This window comes from Acidobacteriota bacterium (assembly GCA_019347945.1).
Taxonomy (GTDB): Bacteria; Acidobacteriota; Thermoanaerobaculia; order Gp7-AA8; family JAHWKK01; genus JAHWKK01.
On sequence record JAHWKK010000020.1, the window covers coordinates 50,161 to 67,736 of the forward strand.

The following is a 17,576-nucleotide window of genomic DNA, read 5'->3' on the forward strand; positions in this document are numbered from 1 at the left end:
CGGAAACCGCCATCGGATTCCCCGCGTCTATCCGTCCAAAACCGGCGCTTAAAAGAATAGCGGACTTCGGGCTGGAGGGCGAGGGCATCGGCTTACATACATGGAGCCTTCTTTCGCGGCAGGAAGAGCCATAACGGATTCACGATACGAACTGACCTTCAGTGCCGCGAGCTTCTGGGAAATCACGATCAAGAGCTCGCTGGGGCGAGACGAGTTCCGGGTCGAGCCCCGGCTTCTCCGCCGGGGTCTGCTGGACAACGGCTATATCGAGCAGTCGAACTCCCTGGAGCGATCCACCGCCCAATGTACCGGAACATCGACCGTTTCCGGACTCGAGCAGGCGCCCGATCTTCCGCGATCGGGTCTTCGTTTGATGATCCCCGAGCGGCTTGATATGGTCGAAGAAACAGCGCAGGGAGGAATCCTCGTGAATCGTCGATCGATCAATGGTTTTCGGCCGCGGGCTGCATCTGAGCGGAGCGGGGGGCTGTTCTCACGTCTTCTCATGGTGTTGTCTCCTGGTCGTAGACACCGCGTTTCCGGACGAGACGGAGATCACCCTGGAGGTCTGTCCTGCGGGGCTCGTGCAGTCTGCGAGCGAGACACCATCAATCTTTTCGAAAGGGGTAGTCGTGTCCATTCGAATCGGTTGCTTGTTCGGAGCGATTTTGTCTGTGCTCCTGGCCACTCCCGTCGTGGAGGCGGATGCTGGCCGATCACCTTCCGAGATACTGGAGCTCGAGCGGAAGGCGATTCTCGCCGCAAAGACGCTCGACGAGGTGATCCAGTACATGCCGCCCGGTTATCAGGACAAGGCGCGCGAATTGCCCGACGAAAGAAAACAGGCGGCGCTCGAGGAGTGGAAGGTGCACGTGAAACCGCTCATTTACGAAAAGTTGGTGGAAGGCGATCGCGGCGCTGTGCTTGTCGAGAATCCAGTCAGAGACAGCGTGGAGATCAAAGTCATGAAGCGTGACGGTGAGCGGTGGGTCGTCGTGCGCGAAATCGGGCACGTCACCGCGACCGCGAGTGCACGGGGAACGTTCTCGACGGAAGAGGCCGATGTGAACGTCACCTCCGCTCTCGTTATGCAGACGCACATCAATGGCATTCCTGTTCTCAGCCTCAGCAATGCGTTGCGGAATGCGCTGAACGAGGAGACCGAGGTTCCCTCGGTGATGATCCCGCTCCAGTCATGTCACGAGGCAGGCGTCTACGAATTGTCGCCGCGGAGCTCCGGAACGTGACCGGATGACGCTCGGCGAGCACATGCGGGCAGAGGGAGCCTCACCGGCCGCCGTCGAGCTGGTTCGCGACACCATGTGGTTCGGTGCCGCTGTAGAGGGTGGCTCCGCACTCTCGTCGGTCTTCTCGGATCTGGGGCTCTTCATGGGCGGCGTGCCGTTCGTCCTGACCGGAGGCAATGATCAGCTTCCCACGAAGATGGCCGACCGCCTCGGTCGCAACATCCGATACGGGGTGGAAGTCGTCGGCATCCGCGATGCCGGCGATGCGGTTGAAGTTCGTACCCGACGCGGCGATCAGTTGGACAGGCAGCAGGCCGAGCGCGTCATCTGCACGATCCCGGCGACCGTTCTCCGGACCATCGACTTCGACCCGGTGGTTCGACGAAGGAGTCACCGCGTTCGCGCCGACCGACCTCCCCATCGGGGACATCCTCAGGCAGCCATCACACGATGTCGGAGGACCTCGGAAGCGGGCGATTCTCGAAGCGCAGACCGTCGGACCGGACGCGCGGCGCCTCGCCGCGAGACCCGATTCGGAGATCATCGACGAGGTGGTTCATTACATGGAGATGGTCCATCCGGGGGTTCGTGAACATCAGGAAGGCGGAACGGTCTGGGCGTGGAGCCGCGATCCCTATGCGATGGGATGCGTCTCCTGGCCCGCTCCGGGAGATGTGCTGCGCTTCCTCGAGCCCCTGCAGCGTTCCTGGGGACGGGTGCACTTCGCCGGCGAGCACACGACCATCTTACGTTCGACGATGGAGGGGGCGATCCGTTCCGGTATCCGTGCTGCGCACGAAGTGAACGAGGCGTAATTTCGCAGATCGAATGCCTCCGGGTCAGGTCTGGTGTGGCCCCATTGTGCTGAAGGTGTGGCGCATTTCCCACTTCGCCCATTGCGCCATTTCGCCTATTTCCCGTAGCGTATGCATGGAGTGCGAAGGTTCGGACCATCGTCTAAGGAGGAGAGAAGACCATGACGACAAACTGTCCACAGTGCGAAGCACCCATCACGTTCTGGAGACATCTGAGGCAGCCGACGCCGTTCCGCTACCGATGTTCGTCCTGCAACACGAAATTTCGGCTCGAGACCCCTCGTATGAAGACGATCTTTCTCGCCGTATGTCTGCTCTTCGCCGTACTGGGAGCTACGTTCGTGATCGGCCTCCAGCAGTGGGGCGTGGGCTTCGGTATCGGCTTCGGGATAGTCATCATCGGCGTCCTGCTGGCCCTGGAAGTATGGGCGCAGCGGCTGATCACTGCCGGAGCGACATTCACGAAAATCGACGAGAAGCCGAAACGAACCGCCACCGACGCTCCCGGTGCGTAGGACCATCGGCGCGACTCTGACCGCCAAGCCCTACCCACGAGGAGCCGATCCAGATACGAGGTCGTCGGTTTTGTTGCTCGTGCGACCGGTCGAATAGTGGCGTCGAGACAGCCGGGCTGTTGAGGATGACCCGTAAGACCGAAGACCACGGGCATCATTCCGCGCGTAACCTGTTTCGGAATTCGTATTTCAGCTCGATGGCCCTGGCGACGCAGCGCAACCTGGAGCTTTCACGCCATGGACGACATCCGCCTTCGCGCGGCAGTCATCGAAGTGGCGCTGCATGGACTCGATCGGATCCAAAAAACGAAGGCCTGAACATCCCTCGGTTGAGTGCGCCTACGAGATCCCCTTCCCCCACTCCAGCACCTGGACCCTCACCTCGGCTCGTCCCGCGCTGATGAAGTCGAGCTGCTCCGCGGCGCGGCGCGAGAGGTCGAGCACAGGGCGGCTCGCCCTTTTGGGTTTGGCGAACGGACCGCGGTCGACCACGCGCACGTTCACCGACTTGTGGTTGCGAACGTTCGTCACCCGCAGAACGGTGCCGAACGGGTAGGCACGGTGCGCGGCGACCATCTGGTTCTGGCGAAACGGAATCCCGCTCGCGGTACGCCGGCCTTCGAACTTGTCGGCGTAGAACGTGGCCGTTCCGGTGATCTCTTCGAGAATCGCCGGCGAGAGCGCGTCGGCGATCGCGCCGGGGATGTCCGCCGGATTCGCGCTCGGGCGAGGCTGGGGCGGCGGTGCAGGCTCCTTTCGCAGGACCGGAAACTGGTCCTTCAGTTCCGCGAGCTTGTCGGAAGAGATCGTGCCCGTTGCCGCACTGGCTTCCGCAATGCTGTCGGCCTGGACCTCCGTCGGACCGTCACTTTCACATCCGAGCAGGGCTAGCCCGGCGGTACACACGACTGCTGCAAAAAGGCGCTTCAAGGGTCCTCCTTTGGACTAAGTTATTAAAAAGTAATACTTTCAAAGATCATTCCGAAAACGTAGGGAAGGGGGTCAACCGTCGCGGCCAGCCACTTGCTTCCTCTGGCTCGCGACGGACATCGACACGAAGGCAAGGCAATTCTACGAGCGCAACGGCTGGATCTGCTCCGGACCATATGGCGATTCCGAGCTCCGGTACGAACGACCGAATCGCTGACGGCCCGAAACTCCGTCGCACTCAAAAGCTGTCAAGGGGAGGAAATCACGTAAAGCCTCCTACCACGACTCTGGTGTTAGTTCTTTCGTGTCACTTCTCCACCAGGAATAGAAAGCACTTCTCCCGAGAAATGCATGGGAACCGAAAACGGAGGGCGTGGCCCCAATTGTTAATTGACAATTGTTGCCAGTCCCCAGGTGGTACCGGACCTGTGATGATCCGGATCTCAGATCCCGACAGATTTCGACGCTACAATCATTCCATGCTTCCGAATCTGAAGGTGCGCCGGGAGTTTCAGGATCGCTGCGCTAAATCATTCCTCCTCCTTGTCGCGGGAGTTCTGACCGCCGGCGCAGGTGCGTATTTCCTTTTCGCAGGTGACAGCGGGTTCGCTCTGCCCGTCGTTCTCGCGGGAATTGCAATCGCGGCGTGGGCAACCTATCTCCGGCGCTGCCCTGGGTGCGGGATCATGGTTACGGAATACGCGCCCCGCCAGTGCCCCGGATGTGAAACCGATCTGACACCAGTACCTGTTTCGCATCCCGATCGTGTGGACGTTCCCGCTCTGTACCGAAGGAACCGAAGGTTAGCCATCGGGTTGATGGTCGCAGCCATAGTGATCCTCGCTTCAGAGTCATTTCTCGCCTTCGGGTCTTCGGAGGCTGAGCTCAGCACCTTGCTACTGCCCGCGATCATCTCAATCATGCTGGGCATCGGTTCGGTCTTCGCCTACCGGTGTCCGGCGTGCCGCCAGATTCTGATGCGTCCTGGGAGCGGAAAAAGGATCGAACAGATGCGACTCCAGAGATTTAAGCCGGTGCCTTCCTGTCCCTTCTGCGGCATTGGCTATTAATGCCGTAAAGGTAAGTCAGGACCGAGCTGACCTCCCTTTCCGGGGGAGCACAGTGATTCAGAAGGGCAGGCAGAAGGATAGGAACCTCCGGCGGCGCGTCGATGAGGGCTTCGGTCTGCTTCCGGCAGGTGATCATTGTGGCACGCTGCGCGGGCTCATAAACTGGCTCGATGGCTGCCGAACCACCGGGAACTTTTCAGCAAATGCGTGCGAAAGTGGCCGGCGTGCTGATGCGCTTCGCGGCCTCGGGCATCGTACCCGCGCGCCTGTTTCTTCCTTCGCTGCCTGAAGAGCTTGCCCCGAAAATCGGGCGCCTGCGAATCGAGATCGTCAGCCATTGCTGGAACTACAATCAGTTTCTCGCCTACCAGCTCAGCTCGCTCGTCAACCACCCCCCGTCTGACGTGGCGGTCACTATGACTGTCTTCTATTCACCCGGAGACGAGGGGACGGCCGCGACGCTCGCATTCTTCGAGCAGATGAACGTCCCCGGCGTAACGTGGAACTGGCGCCCCCTCGACAAGTACTCGCTCTTCCGGCGAGCGATCGGGCGCAACATGGCTGCGAAGACCACCGAGGCCGACTGGATCTGGTTCACGGACTGCGACGTGATCTTTCACCAGGGGTGTCTCGATGCCCTCGGCGCGCAACTCCAGGGACGGCGCGACCGGCTGGTGTTCCCGCGAATCGAGCACTGCACGCCGCTGCTCGCCGATAACGATCCGCTGGTGTCGGCCGCAGTGGACGGACCGCGACTCGTCGAGATCGACACGAGCTTCTTCCATTCCCGGCTTCTCGACGTCGCCAAGGGTCCGGTTCAGATCACGCACGGTGATCTGGCCAGAGCCGTGGGATACTGCGAGTCGCTGAACGTCTATCAACGGCCCGAGCCGCGATGGAGCAAGGCGTGGGAGGACCGGGCTTATCGCTGGCTTCTCCGTACCGATGGAGCTCCGATCGACGTGCCGGGGGTGTACCGGATACGCCATTCGTCGAAGGGGCGGTACGGCAGGACCGGCCTTCTCCGAAAGGTGCGTGGCATGTCGAGACGTCTGCAGTCAGCGTGGCGAGACCGGCGCCTCGGTCATTAGGGAGACGAGATGAACCTGTTGGCGTATCTGAGAAAGCTCGACACGAAGCGACGCGACCGGAAGAAGAGACCCGAAATGAAAGCGTTTCGGGAAGCGGTCGAGCGGTTGAAGCCGGGCGACGTCGCAATCGACTGCGGCGCGAACGTCGGAAAGTACACGGTGGAGATGGCTCGGTCGGGAGCAACGGTCTATGCCTTCGAACCGAATCCGGCGGCCTATGAGGCGCTCGTCGCTGCCACGCGCGAATTCCCTCTCGTGAAGACGTTCCATGCGGCGGTCACGGCGACGCCCGGACCGGTACGGCTCTACCTGCACAAGTGGTCGGACGAGGATCCCGTCTACTGGTCGACCGGATCCTCGCTGATCGCACAGAAGAAAAACGTGCGGCGTGGGAAATCGATCGACGTCGAGGGGATCTCACTCTCCCGTTTCATCGTCGATCTCGACCGGCAGGTCCGGCTTCTCAAGATGGACGTCGAGGGGGCTGAGGTCGCAATCCTGAACGACCTTCTCGACCATGAGCTGCAGCATCGGATCGATGAAGCGTATGTCGAGGTCCACGACCGCAAGGTCGACGATCTCGCAGAATCGACGCGCGAACTGAAGAAACGCCTGTCGGAGCTAGGCGTCGCTCACTTCCGTCTCGACTGGCGGTAGCAGACGCTACAGGATCTCGACGTTGCGCTCGTCGACTACGAGGAACGCAGGTTCTCCCGCGATGATCTGGCGCGTCGAGGCGGATAGTGGCTCGCCGGGGATCGCATCGAGATCAGATGCGTCGGTATGCACCGTCGCATCGCGGAACCGGATCCGCTGATTCGCATTGATGTCCTTCGGCACCTCTGCGGGCTCGTCGATGAGCACGACGAAGAGCCGCTGGCCGTCCTCCTCGATCCAGAATCCGCGGTCCGTCGGTACCTCCGCGACTGTCGCTTCACCGCTGACCTGACGACCGCTCCAGGACACGGGTGAGACGCGAATGTCCGCCAGCCGGAAATCAACCACAGCGGTGTCGACCTCGCTGGCCGGTGGCGGATCGAGCGGGACAATCTCCTCGGCCACCTCGGTGTCGATCGGTTCGATCACTTCCTCACCCGTCGGCCAGAGCCAGACGAAAAGCAGGATCAGAAGTATGACGACGATTGCCGCCCACAGCCATGCGAGACCTCTTTTCGCGGGCTCCTGGTGCGGCGGTTCAGTGATGTCTCGATTTTCGATCATGACCTACCTCCTGCCCGTTGGGACGTGCAAGCACCAAACCCATTCAGTTTTCGAGACTTGCCGAACCCCTGTGCTGGCCGAAGGGGCACAGAAGGGGCATACAGCATAGAGCATAGAGCAGAGCATAGAGGGTCACACCTTCGTTATTCGGTTCAGTCGCGCGAATCTGACCGGCGAGACGATCCACGAGGAAAGCGATCCAGAAGCAGATCCTCGATTGTTGCTCATGCGAGCGTCCAAAAGTGGTGTCCAGACAGCCGGGCAGCTTCAGTATGGCGGTTGGATGAGGCCCTCGGCCGGTACGGAAAAGCGAAGGTGTGACCCCATCTCGATACGATGAAGGTCAACGACGGCCCACTCTCTGGATGTACACTTCGAGAACCATGGGCAACGGCCATGCGGGTCGAAGTCGCTTCGTGACGACGCAGTGGAGTCTCGTCCTGGCGGCCGCGGATCGAGATGGTACAGAGGCGCTGGCACGGCTCTGTTCTCTCTACTGGTACCCGGTCTTTGCGTTCGTCAGGAAACAGGTGCGATCGGCCGATGAAGCGCTCGACCTGACTCAGGGTTTCTTCGCGCGGCTTCTCGAAAAGGGTGAGCTGGGCCAGGCGGATCGAGAGCGGGGCCGCTTTCGCTCATTCCTTCTCTCTGCCTGCCGGCACTACATCTCGAATGAGCGGGAACGCAGCGGCGCGATCAAACGCGGGGGGAGTGTGACGACGATTCCGATCGACGTCGCGGAAGCGGAGGTACGTTACGCGCGAACACTGGCAACGACGGAGACGCCGGAGCGTGTTTACGAACGCCAGTGGGCGCTGACTCTGATGGATCTCGTTCTCGACAACTTGCGGGAGGAGTACGCCGCCGCAGGCAACGAGCTGGTTTTCGAGAGGCTGAGCGGTTTCCTGACCGATTCCGCGGGGACTCAGGCCGGAGCCGCACGCGATCTCGGCATGTCGCTCTCGGCGGTCAAGATGGCGGTCCATCGGATGAAGAAGCGATACCGCGAAGCACTGAGGCAGGGCGTGGCCGATACACTCGACTCTGCCGATGAGCTGGACGACGAGCTGCGGCACCTCATGAGGGCGGTCGGGGTGTGACCATCCACGTCCGTTTTCTTAAGTAGTAGGCAGGAGGGTCGAAACCATGACTCGCGAATGTCCACGCTGCAAGAACGAAATCGAGGCCGACACTGAACTGTGCCCGGTGTGTCTTTTCAATGAAGGGCTGAAGGATGAAACGGTCGAGTGCCTGAACTGCCATACCGAGCTCGGGTCCGCGGCGCGCTTCTGTCCAGAGTGCGGGACGAAGGCCTCGCCGACCGCCGCGGCCGAGACCGATCCGATTCGCGCGGCACTCGAAAAGAAGCTCGCGTCTCAATACCGGATCGTGCGGTTGCTCGGGCGAGGCGGGATGGGGTCCGTCTATCTGGCACGCGACCTGACGCTCGATCGAGAGGTCGCGATCAAGGTCGTCAACACGTCCGAGGGCTCGCAGGCGATCTACGAGCGCTTCCGGCGGGAGGCGAAGACCGCCGCGAAACTCTCCCATCCGAACCTCGTTCCCCTCTATTCATTCGGCGAGGTGTCGGGAATGCCGTACTTCGTCATGGGCTACGTCCGTGGGGAGTCGCTCGCCGATCGTCTTCGACGAGACGGGAAGTTGCCAGAAGACGAAGCGCGCCGGCTGGTCGTCGAAATCGCCGATGCGCTCGATCATGCCCATCGCCAGGGCGTGGTTCACCGCGACATCAAGCCCGACAATGTCCTCCTCGAGGATGAGTCGGGACGTGCGCTCCTGACCGACTTCGGAGTGGCCAAAGCGTCCGGACAGGGTCAGACGCTCACAAAGCTCGGTAGCGTTATCGGTACGCCGCAGTACATGTCGCCGGAACAGGCTTCCGGGAGAGCGGACATCGATGGGCGGAGCGACATCTACTCCCTCGGAGTCATGGCATGGGCGATGGTGACGGGTCGGCTGCCGTTCGACGGGAGCACCGCGGCCGACATTCTCAGGAAGCATCTGGTCGAGCAGCCGCCCGCGCTTCGTTCGATCGCGCCGGACGTGAGCGACGGCATGGCCCAGGCGATCGAGCGATGTCTGGCGAAGGAGCCGGATGGCCGATGGCCGGACGCCCGCTCACTCCGGATCGCTCTTGCAGACGACGGCGAGAGCTCCCTTCCCGATGCCCTCCGCCCCGCTGAGAGCAGCGGCGTCCCCGCACTGGCGACCACGTGGGCTCTCACCATCTTCTACGCGGCACTCATGGGAGGCGAAAAATGGGGATGTGGAGCCGGCGAAGCGTGTTGGGACAGATATTTCGTAACGGGCGGCATGCCTGTCCTCGCCCTGTCCGTCTACGCATTCTTCGTAAACCGCTTGCGGCGCGAGGGCATCTCTCCCGGCGAGTCGCAGCGCGTCATCTGGCGCGAACCGAGCTGGTGGCTCTGGTGGTATCCGCGCTCCCTTCGCAGGACAGGAAACGTATGGGACAGATTGCCCCCCACGGTCCGTTACCTCCGTTGGTCGATCGCCGCCTTCGTCGTCAATCTCCTCGCGGGGTGGACGATCTTCTCGATGATCGGATCCCAGTACGCCTCCCGCTCCCCCCAGGCAGGGTACGGTGCGGGTGCGACGATTCAGTTCACCGTCGTCACTCTGAACGTGATTGCGTGGGCCCTTTTCACGATTCTGGCGAGACGTAAACTGAGGAAGGCAAGCCTCTTCGAGGAAGACGTCAACCGCGTCATGATGTCCATTCCTCCGAGTCGCATCGGTTTCTGGGCGCGTCCCCACATCGCGGCGATCCTTGCGCCGGCCGGGCCGGAAGAGACTTCACGCCGATCCGACTCTCCCCACGATCAGATGCAGGCGATCCTGCGTCAGGCGGACGATCTGTCGGGATCTCTGCGCCCGCTGGGTGCACAGGCAGCGGTCGCCGCGCGGCAGCTCGTCACCGCGATCGATCACATCGATCGCGAGATTGCTGACCTCGCCCGCAATCTCGAGCCGGGAGAGGAAGAGAGGATTTCGGGCAAGATCGAAGCTCTCGCCGCCTCATCGACCTCCTCCGAAGCATCCGTACCGATGCTTTCGCTGCTCGAGAAGCAGCGCGAGCTGATCCAGTCCATCTCCGCGCAGATCGAGGAAGCAAGAGAGAAGCGAACCCGTCGTATTGAGATGCTTCGCATGCTGGCTCTTCACGTGACGTCGCTCCACTCCCGCCAGTCGCCGACTCCGTCCGAGCTGCGCGAGATCAGTGACACCGTGCGAGCGCTCTGCGAAAACATCGGCGAACGCATCGTTACGCTGGCTTCCACCATCCAGCGGGATGAGGAAACCATGGAGCGGAGCTGACGGCAGGGGCCTGGTGACCGGAATTGAGAGAAGGGCCAAGAGGGTCACACCTTCGTCATTCGGTTCAGTCGCGCGAATCTGACCGGCGAGCTAGCGGCCGATGTGCAGAACCTGTCCCGGTTTGGCATCCGCGAGAGCTTGTGTGACTTCAGGGATGAGAGGTGCGAGAACGTTGATGTCGTTGCTGGGCGCGAACAGCACGACGATGATGAGCGAAAGATCCCTGAGATTCTGCTGGAGCTCCAGGTTCGTATCCGAGGTGAGGAATACATCGAACTTCGGCGCCGCGAGCGAGAGAAGCATGCCGTTCGAAATCCCGGACCAGCCGACCTCGGCGACCGAGAGTGCTGAGTGCGGAGGCTTGAATTCCCGTTTCAGCCTGCGCGGCAGGCACTCATCGAGAAGAACTCGCATGCGCGAGAAGGAGCCCTTTCGCCTCTTCCAGTGCCGCGATGGCCTGCTCTCGGCTCACCGATGGAAAATCCTCGAGGAACTCGTCCAGAGAATGGCCACCCTCGAGATAGTCCACGAGGTTCCTGGCCGGTACTCTAGTCCCGGCAAACACCGGAGTACCGCTGAGGATCTCCGAATCGCACCGGATGACGCTGTGACTCATAATCTCCTCAACATTCACCTCGGAACGGGCTATTTCGCGAGGCCGTAACGTTCAGCGCTGAGCGGCTGCGGCCGACTCAGCGAAGTTGAAAGCAGAGGCATAGGGCCAAGAGGGTCACACGTCCGTCTTCGGTTCAGTCGCGCGAATCTGACCGTCGAGGGGCTCCACGAGGAAACGATCCAGAAGCAGATCCTCGATTGTCGAGCGTGCCGAAGCATCCAGACAAGAAGCGGCGTGGCAAAAACCGCTGCGCTCAGAACTTGCCGCGAATCGACAGGGAAAAGATGGGACCGATGAGTCGGTCACGACGCTCTACGAATGCGACCGAATCGGTCCGTCTTCCGTCGTAGACCGTCCGGTCCCACATACTCCTCGCATCGGCAATGTTGTCGATCGAGCCTCGGATCGTCAGGCCGTAGACATCCTTGTGCTCCAGGTAGAGGCCGACCCAGACCGGACCTTCCCACAGTCTTCCCACCTCTGTCAGCCGATAGTTCTTTTCAAAGTATGTGTAGAAAGCGCTCGCTCCCCAGGCCATATCCGTTCGCGGAACATCGTGGCGTAGAGCCAGACCGCTGTTCCGCATCACATTGTTGCTGATGGGTCGTTTCTCACCCGTGAGGGGATCTTCGACTTCACTCTCCTCGAGCTGCACGAATGCGTCGAGGCGGGCTCCAGGCCACCCGACCGAATCGAGATTGAACGTCGTGCTCGACCGAAACCCATACACGGTAGCCTGATCGATGTTGCCCGGGGCTTCTCCAGTGGGGCCGATCGGAACGTAGTCGATGATGTCGTCGATGAGTTGCCCGTAGAGGCGGAGCGTGGTCGTACCGAGGTCGCCAAGAGTCCGCACCGTCTCTATGTCGAGGTTCCAGCTCTGTTCCGGGACGAGATCGGGGTTGGCAGCGGTCTCGGTGTCATCGCGAAGGTTGACCGATGCGAGGAAGTCGTAGAAGTTGAGCTGGCCGACTCGCCTGGCGAGCTTCACGTTCAGGTCAGCCCGCGGTGAGATTTTCCAGGCTGTCGATATCTCTCCTTTCGGCCGGTAAAAACTACGCGGACCTTCTGCACTCCCGGCATCCAGTTTCGAGTATTCGGCACCGATCGAAAGTCTCAGGGCCACGTTCTCTCCCAGAGGACGGCCGTAGCTACCCATCAGTTCGTAGCGATCCTCCTCGACCTGAGCACTCGCGCCCGGAAGTGGAACCTCTTCATAGTTACCGTCGGTTCGGAGCACGAAGAGGTGTGAGAGGCTGTCGAGCTCGTTGTACGCTGCTTCGCCCGAGACCTGCCACTCCGCTCCGGCACTCTTCCAGCTGTACTCAGCCCGTCCGATCCTCTCACTCTCCTCGCCCGTTCGCGCGAAACGGCTGCCGATCATCGGCTGATCGTCGGCGAATGCAACCGTGACGTCAGTCTCACTCGGGATGCGATTTCCCGTGTAGATGCCGATCAGCTTCAGCCGGCCGGTTCCGAGGCCGAGCTCGTAGTCTCCGCCGACCTCATAGATGTCGCCTTCCTCCTCGATCATCACCCTGCGATTTCGTTCAGCCTCTCCTTCCCTGGTGCGAGTACCGGTCTCGAGATAGTCGAACATGTAGCGACGGTAGGAGACATTGAGGTTGCCGATCGATCCCCCCTCTCCCTCGTACGCGAACTTTCCGCTGATTCTCGGGTTGTCCGAGTTGCCACGCCAGCGTTCATCGCGATGCTCGAGCAGGGTGCCATCCGAGTCGTAGATGAGGGTAGGCCCGCCGGCACCGCTTCTGTTTGCCCGGTTGTCGAGCCCGATCGTGTACTCGATCGCACCGGCTTTCCCGTTCGCCGAGACATCGAAGCTTGCGAGACGAGGATCGCTGAAGTACTCGCGGACCTGGGGATAATACCCGTACTGACCACTCAGCCCGCCGGAGCGGACGATCACGTTCGCCACCTGACCCGAGAGTCCCGGGATGTCGAGCGTTGCACCGTCCATGATCTCGATCCGCTCAACGGAGTTTGCCGAGATGCGACCGAGGGCGGTGATGACGTCATTGGACTTGCCGGAGATTCGTTGACCATTGACGAGAACGTTCCCGGATGCGATCCCGAGACCCCGGTCGGAGTCTTCTTGCCGAATCGAGAAACCGGGAACACGCTGCAGCATGTCGAGCGCGGTCTGTGGTGCGTACCGCTCGAAATCGGCAGGGAGATACACCCTTTTGCCGGTGACCGCTTCCTCGGTGGTCGCCGCGGGCTGCGAAGCTGCACCCGGCGACAGTACGAGCATCAGAAGCAGGATCACTCCGACTCCGGATTTCACGAAACTCTCTCGCATTTCAATCAGCATCCTTTCAGAGCTCATCTTCGTTCTCAAAGAAGTCGTTACAGAGTGACTCGGAGCGGTTCGCTGCTTCTGCCGCAGCGCACGATGTTTTCGACGTGGCGGGTCCGGACCGATCCCAGGTCGTATCGTCCGGTTGCTGTCCTGCTTCCGAGCGCGTTTCCAGATCTATGAGGTCTTCCCTTTCCCCGCTTCTGCCAGGAACTACGTCTGATCCCGCCGCCGGTTACCGAAACCGTTCGACACGCTCGTCACGGATGATTGATTTCGGGTGGGGCTAGGGTTTACGGGGAGACCCTCATTTCCCGAGGCGCTGGTAGAGCGCACTCGGCCGCCGGGAGGGAGGGAGGACCGAGGAGACGGACGAATCGGTCTCCGCAAGGTACGTCCGGGAGAATAATAACCTCGATCGCTTCCGAATCTGAGGGTTCTGAGTGCGGGTGGGGGATAGAGGGTTACGGGGCTCACATCCCACAATGAGACGGCTGTGATGCGAGTGCGTGATCGAGCGCTGGATTGATGACATCGATCCAGGTCTGGTACCCGCGATCTGACGGATGAAACTCGTCGTCGCTGAAGAGAGTCTTGTCCTGCGCGAACAACGGCCCGGTCTTCTCGGCGATCGGGGCGAACGTAAGGTCGTAACGCTCCACTTCTTTCCTGAAGACCTTGTTCAGCACCTCGGTGCGCCATCCGGCAATACCTCGAAGCAGCCTCGGAATCCGAGGAGGAGTACTCATGGCGGCTGCGCCAGTCACCACGGTCTTCACCTCACAGTTGATCGAGATCAAATGCTCGATGATCGATCTCAGATCCCTCTCCAATGATCCCGCGCTGGTCAGCTTTATCACGTCATTTGCCCCGACATCGAGGAGCACGACGTCAGGGACGAAACCTCCCAGACGCGGGAGCTGCTTGTGGAGAACGTCGTTGGCTCGAGCACCCGATACTGAAAGGTTAGTCATGATTACCCGTCGCGACTGAGCGAGATGCCGCGATGTCGCTACGGCGATTCCCTCTTCATACGTTCCGCCCACACCCGCAGCAGTGCTGTCGCCGAGAACCAGGTATCGAATCGTCGGGTCAGAGCTCGACCCAAAGGACCGGACCTCCCGCGATACCTTGGCTCCGTCTCGAGAAGGACTGCTGGTTCCGCAGGCCGTCAGCAGGATTGCAGTCACAGACATCAGGATCGTAAGCGTGCTTCTCATCATCGGCTGATCAATGCTCGGCCGCCGCCCGGCAGCTCTTCGGTCCGCGACGCGGTTCGGCCATCGCATCGACTGCGGCTATGGCTTCCACTTGAGCTGGAACTCGATCTCCTCTTCGTCATCGGAGCGTTCGTGCTCGATCGTGAAGGTGGCTCTCGCCGGAACGTAGATCCTCTCTCCCGCGATTCGTATCTCGAATCGTTCGTCGTTCTCGAGGGCATCAGCCAGCCGACGAAGCTTGGCCACGAACTCCGCCCTGGGATACCCCTTCTCGATGTCTCGTTCTGATTTATCTGCCATTGTCGAATTTCCCCGGACCGGATTGTACCCGTTTCACTCCGAGGCTCCAGATCCCGGGATGATAAGCAATTTTGATGGTGTCGGATGGGCGGTACCGAAAAACGAAAGTCTGAACATCCCATGGCCTCTCGAGCGTTCAGTTAGCGGGCGCGGCGGGCTGACATATCTCGTACTGGTAACGCTGGATATCTTCAGCGTAGTCTATGCGTCGCATTCCGGCGCGCTCGACCACCCGCAAAGCGCTTGTGTTTGCTGGATGGACCGTGGCGGTGATTCGCTGCAAGCCAAGCTCAGCAAATCCGTAGCGAACTGCATGCTCCGCCAATTCCGTGGCCAGGCCCTGGCCCCACATTGCGCGGCCGATCAGGAAAGACAGGAACACCTCTGGCGCTGAGTCCCACCAGCTGAGCGCCAGTCCCCCGAAACCCACGACCTCCTCTGAGTCCTTTTTCACAATCGCGCCGAGGGAGAACCCATGTTCGTCCCAATGTCGTGAAAAGAACGTCAGCTTTTCTGCCGCCTCCTGAGAGGATAGAGCAACGCCGTCTCCGTAATACTTCAGAGCGTCCTCATCGGCGAACAGCTCAGAGAAAGCAGGAAGATCAGCAGGTTCAAGCCGACGGACCTGGAGACGAGGGGTTTTGATCATCCGAGAGAGCGTTGCCACTAGCGATCCCCGTTCACCGGTGCGGGCATGCCCCGAAGGAAACGCGTGCGGCGCCCGCTCGAGCGGATGTCAGCGCGTGTGTTCGATCTCGGGTGGACTGCCATGTTCCTCGAGATACTCGCGGAGTGCCTGATTCACGACAGCCGAACCGCGGAAAACCGCTGCGACGTCCGAGTCGAGAAGGATGACGTTGGTCCCACGCTGATACTCCTCATAGAACTTTCCTCTCACTCCACCTCGGAGGTCGTATTCATCTCTCATTTCGTCCGGATCAGGTTTCCTACTCGCCTTCTTCATAGACTTTTCTTTCACGCCTCGTAGCGCGTCGTGCGCTGATGATTCGAATCGTATCTCCACGGTAGGTATGAGCAACGATCACCAACCGCCTCTCGCTCGTGGTAGTGAAATAACGATACTCCGACTCCGAGTGATCAGGATCTGGAATCGTCCAGGCCAGAGGGTCCGCGAATACACTCGCGGCTTCCGAAAACATGACTTCGTGTTTGCTCTGGTTGGCGACATCCTTCTGCGGATCCCATTCGAACTCCATTCAACCGAGGAACCTCGGCGTAGCCAAAGCGCGCTAACGATCGAGGGTGAGCGGCCAGCGCACGGCCCACCAGCGTTGCAGGGATTGAGTAGCGGTCGAACGTGCGCTGGTCCTTTCGATCCGTTGGTTAGCCGCCCGTCGTCACCGCAATTGAGATCGAATCAGGAGGATAGCGAGGGCAGCGATTACGAACCACTTCAGAGATTTCACTGCCAATCGCCACTTCATGTTCTCTTCGCGCTGCTGTCGGCGACGTTCCTCTCTCTCTAATGCATCCCGATCTATTTGTTCTTTCAGCGCGTTGATGTCTGGATTAGGCCCCAGCTTTGCGACCTCCCTTTCGACTTCCTCCTGTTTCTTTTTCCTAGCCTCAGCTCCACGATTGTTGATTTCGTTTATGTGCGCATCAAGACTCGGTGGTTCGTAGGGCTCCCTTTCGGTGAAGAACAGGATCGCCACCGCTGCGACAATCACCACGACGATGCCGATCAGAGGAACCAAAGAGGAGGATTGCTTCTCAGGTGCAGGCGTGCGCGACATCACTTCCCGGCGGAGTCGCTGTTCGACCGGACTGTAGCGGCTCATGATGAGCCCACAACTACGACATTCGTCGTTCGACGGGGCGACGTTCTCGGCTCCGCATTTCGGACATTCCATCTACTTCTCCAGAGTAGTGAGGCTAACGACCCGGCGGTCACCTGCCCGGGCACGCTCGAAATATATCAAGAATGAGTAGCGGCAGCGCGTGCCCGGGTCAGGTGGACCGGCTGGTTAGGCTGCGCCTCCTTCGAGACTGCGTATGTAGGTGACTTCCGTGATGGAGGCACCGAACACGTCAACGGTCCGAGTACCGGTGAGTACGAAACCGGATTTCTCGTAAAAAGCTCGGCCAGAGGAGTTTCTCTCCGCAACGGCAACAGAGATTCGGGCGTCATGCGACTCGTACGCTGAAACCCCGGCCTCGAGCAACCGTGTTCCCACACCCTGCCTCGCGTTCTGGGGCAAGACATACATTCGCAGAAGCTCCACCTTGCCCGCTTGGGGAGGTCCGAGGTGGATGAAGCCGACCACCACCCCGTGAGCGAGGGCCACGAGGAAGACGGCGCCGTCTTCTGCCACGGCGCTCTTGATCGCCTCGGTCTCGTACCAGGCGGCGAGAGCGCGATTCTGTGTTTCCGGAGGAATGATGCCGGCGTAGGCGTTCGCCCAGCTCTCGGCGGCCACTGCGCGAATTTGCTCCACGTCCCCGAACCCGGCGGGACGTACGATCGTGTTGCTTGCCATGCGGTACCGGTGCCTCAGCGGCCTAACGACCCGAGCTCACCTGCCCGGGCACGACTCCAAAGTGTATCAAGATTGAGTAGCAGCAACGCGTGCCCGGGTCAGGTGCAGCGACTGGTTATGCGGCGGCGTCCCCATGGAACATGGGTGCGCGAGAAGTGATTTTCATTTAGGCGAGACGGTCCCAATCGTTTTGAGTCACGAGTCACCCAAAGCCGCTACCGCTCAGCGCTGAGCGGTAGCGGCCGACTCAGCGAAGTTCAAAGCAGAGCAGCAGAGCCGGAGGCCGCAGTTCGCTCGAGCGTTCAGTTGGCGGGCGCGGCGGGCTGACATATCTCGTACTGGTAACGCTGGATATCTTCAGCGTAGCCTATGCGTC

The 17,576-nt window shown here is 60.6% G+C and carries 21 protein-coding genes; 9 read left to right on the plus strand and 12 right to left on the minus strand.

Annotated elements, in window-relative coordinates; all coding sequences use genetic code 11:
* Window positions 1–668 precede the first annotated feature (668 nt).
* The 4 genes from KY459_12590 (at window position 669) to KY459_12605 (ending at window position 2,577) form a co-directional block, all read left to right on the plus strand.
* Entirely contained in the window at window positions 669–1,247 is a 579-nt protein-coding gene (locus tag KY459_12590; GenBank protein ID MBW3565556.1) for a hypothetical protein, read from the plus strand.
* 4 nt (window positions 1,248–1,251) lie between these two features.
* Window positions 1,252–1,839 (plus strand): FAD-dependent oxidoreductase, encoded by a 588-nt coding sequence (locus KY459_12595; GenBank protein ID MBW3565557.1) that lies wholly within the window; start codon window positions 1,252–1,254, stop codon window positions 1,837–1,839.
* Entirely contained in the window at window positions 1,799–2,062 is a 264-nt protein-coding gene (locus tag KY459_12600; GenBank protein MBW3565558.1) for an FAD-dependent oxidoreductase, read from the plus strand. Before KY459_12595 ends, KY459_12600 begins: the two co-directional genes overlap by 41 nt.
* Window positions 2,063–2,223: 161 nt before the next feature.
* Window positions 2,224–2,577 (plus strand): hypothetical protein, encoded by a 354-nt coding sequence (locus tag KY459_12605; protein MBW3565559.1) that lies wholly within the window; start codon window positions 2,224–2,226, stop codon window positions 2,575–2,577.
* 339 nt (window positions 2,578–2,916) lie between these two features.
* Here the strand turns inward: KY459_12605 and KY459_12610 are convergent, their stop codons facing one another.
* A complete protein-coding gene (locus KY459_12610; GenBank protein MBW3565560.1) occupies window positions 2,917–3,507 on the minus strand; it encodes a septal ring lytic transglycosylase RlpA family protein in 591 nt (196 codons plus the stop codon).
* A 479-nt stretch (window positions 3,508–3,986) separates the two neighbouring features.
* Between KY459_12610 and KY459_12615 the strand changes: the two genes are divergently transcribed.
* From KY459_12615 to KY459_12625, 3 genes are all read left to right on the plus strand, one after another.
* Window positions 3,987–4,577: an acetone carboxylase subunit gamma gene (locus KY459_12615; GenBank protein MBW3565561.1), complete on the plus strand. Its 591-nt coding sequence runs from the start codon at window positions 3,987–3,989 to the stop codon at window positions 4,575–4,577.
* Between the two features lie 203 nt (window positions 4,578–4,780).
* Window positions 4,781–5,668 (plus strand): glycosyltransferase family 2 protein, encoded by an 888-nt coding sequence (locus tag KY459_12620; protein ID MBW3565562.1) that lies wholly within the window; start codon window positions 4,781–4,783, stop codon window positions 5,666–5,668.
* A 9-nt stretch (window positions 5,669–5,677) separates the two neighbouring features.
* Window positions 5,678–6,325, plus strand: a complete 648-nt coding sequence (locus KY459_12625) for an FkbM family methyltransferase (GenBank protein MBW3565563.1) — start codon at window positions 5,678–5,680, stop codon at window positions 6,323–6,325.
* Between the two features lie 6 nt (window positions 6,326–6,331).
* Here KY459_12625 and KY459_12630 read toward each other — a convergent pair whose 3' ends face one another.
* A complete protein-coding gene (locus KY459_12630; protein ID MBW3565564.1) occupies window positions 6,332–6,889 on the minus strand; it encodes a hypothetical protein in 558 nt (185 codons plus the stop codon).
* A gap of 383 nt (window positions 6,890–7,272) precedes the next feature.
* On the opposite strand from KY459_12630, the gene KY459_12635 reads away from it, so the two are divergent.
* Window positions 7,273–7,989, plus strand: a complete 717-nt coding sequence (locus KY459_12635; GenBank protein ID MBW3565565.1) for a hypothetical protein — start codon at window positions 7,273–7,275, stop codon at window positions 7,987–7,989.
* Window positions 7,990–8,035: 46 nt separating this feature from the next.
* The gene (locus KY459_12640) at window positions 8,036–10,246 is read left to right on the plus strand and encodes a protein kinase (protein MBW3565566.1); all 2,211 of its coding nucleotides are present in this window, start codon (window positions 8,036–8,038) and stop codon (window positions 10,244–10,246) included.
* A gap of 90 nt (window positions 10,247–10,336) precedes the next feature.
* On the opposite strand, the gene KY459_12645 is transcribed toward KY459_12640, so the two are convergent.
* The 10 genes from KY459_12645 to KY459_12690 form a co-directional block, all read right to left on the minus strand.
* Window positions 10,337–10,660: a DUF5615 family PIN-like protein gene (locus KY459_12645; protein ID MBW3565567.1), complete on the minus strand. Its 324-nt coding sequence runs from the start codon at window positions 10,658–10,660 to the stop codon at window positions 10,337–10,339.
* Window positions 10,641–10,862, minus strand: coding sequence for a DUF433 domain-containing protein (locus KY459_12650; protein ID MBW3565568.1), 222 nt, complete (start codon window positions 10,860–10,862; stop codon window positions 10,641–10,643). The genes KY459_12645 and KY459_12650 overlap by 20 nt, the downstream gene beginning before the upstream one ends.
* A gap of 253 nt (window positions 10,863–11,115) precedes the next feature.
* A complete protein-coding gene (locus tag KY459_12655) occupies window positions 11,116–13,209 on the minus strand; it encodes a TonB-dependent receptor plug domain-containing protein (GenBank protein ID MBW3565569.1) in 2,094 nt (697 codons plus the stop codon).
* A 443-nt stretch (window positions 13,210–13,652) separates the two neighbouring features.
* Window positions 13,653–14,399 (minus strand): SGNH/GDSL hydrolase family protein, encoded by a 747-nt coding sequence (locus KY459_12660; protein ID MBW3565570.1) that lies wholly within the window; start codon window positions 14,397–14,399, stop codon window positions 13,653–13,655.
* 78 nt (window positions 14,400–14,477) lie between these two features.
* Window positions 14,478–14,699, minus strand: coding sequence for an amphi-Trp domain-containing protein (locus KY459_12665; protein MBW3565571.1), 222 nt, complete (start codon window positions 14,697–14,699; stop codon window positions 14,478–14,480).
* Between the two features lie 136 nt (window positions 14,700–14,835).
* Window positions 14,836–15,366 carry a GNAT family N-acetyltransferase gene (locus KY459_12670; GenBank protein MBW3565572.1) on the minus strand — a complete coding sequence of 177 codons (531 nt, stop codon included), beginning with the start codon at window positions 15,364–15,366 and terminating at the stop codon, window positions 14,836–14,838.
* A gap of 69 nt (window positions 15,367–15,435) precedes the next feature.
* Window positions 15,436–15,663, minus strand: coding sequence for a hypothetical protein (locus KY459_12675; protein ID MBW3565573.1), 228 nt, complete (start codon window positions 15,661–15,663; stop codon window positions 15,436–15,438).
* Window positions 15,647–15,916, minus strand: a complete 270-nt coding sequence (locus KY459_12680) for a BrnT family toxin (protein MBW3565574.1) — start codon at window positions 15,914–15,916, stop codon at window positions 15,647–15,649. The genes KY459_12675 and KY459_12680 overlap by 17 nt, the downstream gene beginning before the upstream one ends.
* A 141-nt stretch (window positions 15,917–16,057) precedes the next feature.
* Window positions 16,058–16,501 (minus strand): hypothetical protein, encoded by a 444-nt coding sequence (locus KY459_12685; protein ID MBW3565575.1) that lies wholly within the window; start codon window positions 16,499–16,501, stop codon window positions 16,058–16,060.
* Window positions 16,502–16,687: 186 nt separating this feature from the next.
* Window positions 16,688–17,200: a GNAT family N-acetyltransferase gene (locus KY459_12690; GenBank protein ID MBW3565576.1), complete on the minus strand. Its 513-nt coding sequence runs from the start codon at window positions 17,198–17,200 to the stop codon at window positions 16,688–16,690.
* Between the last annotated feature and the right edge of the window lie 376 nt (window positions 17,201–17,576).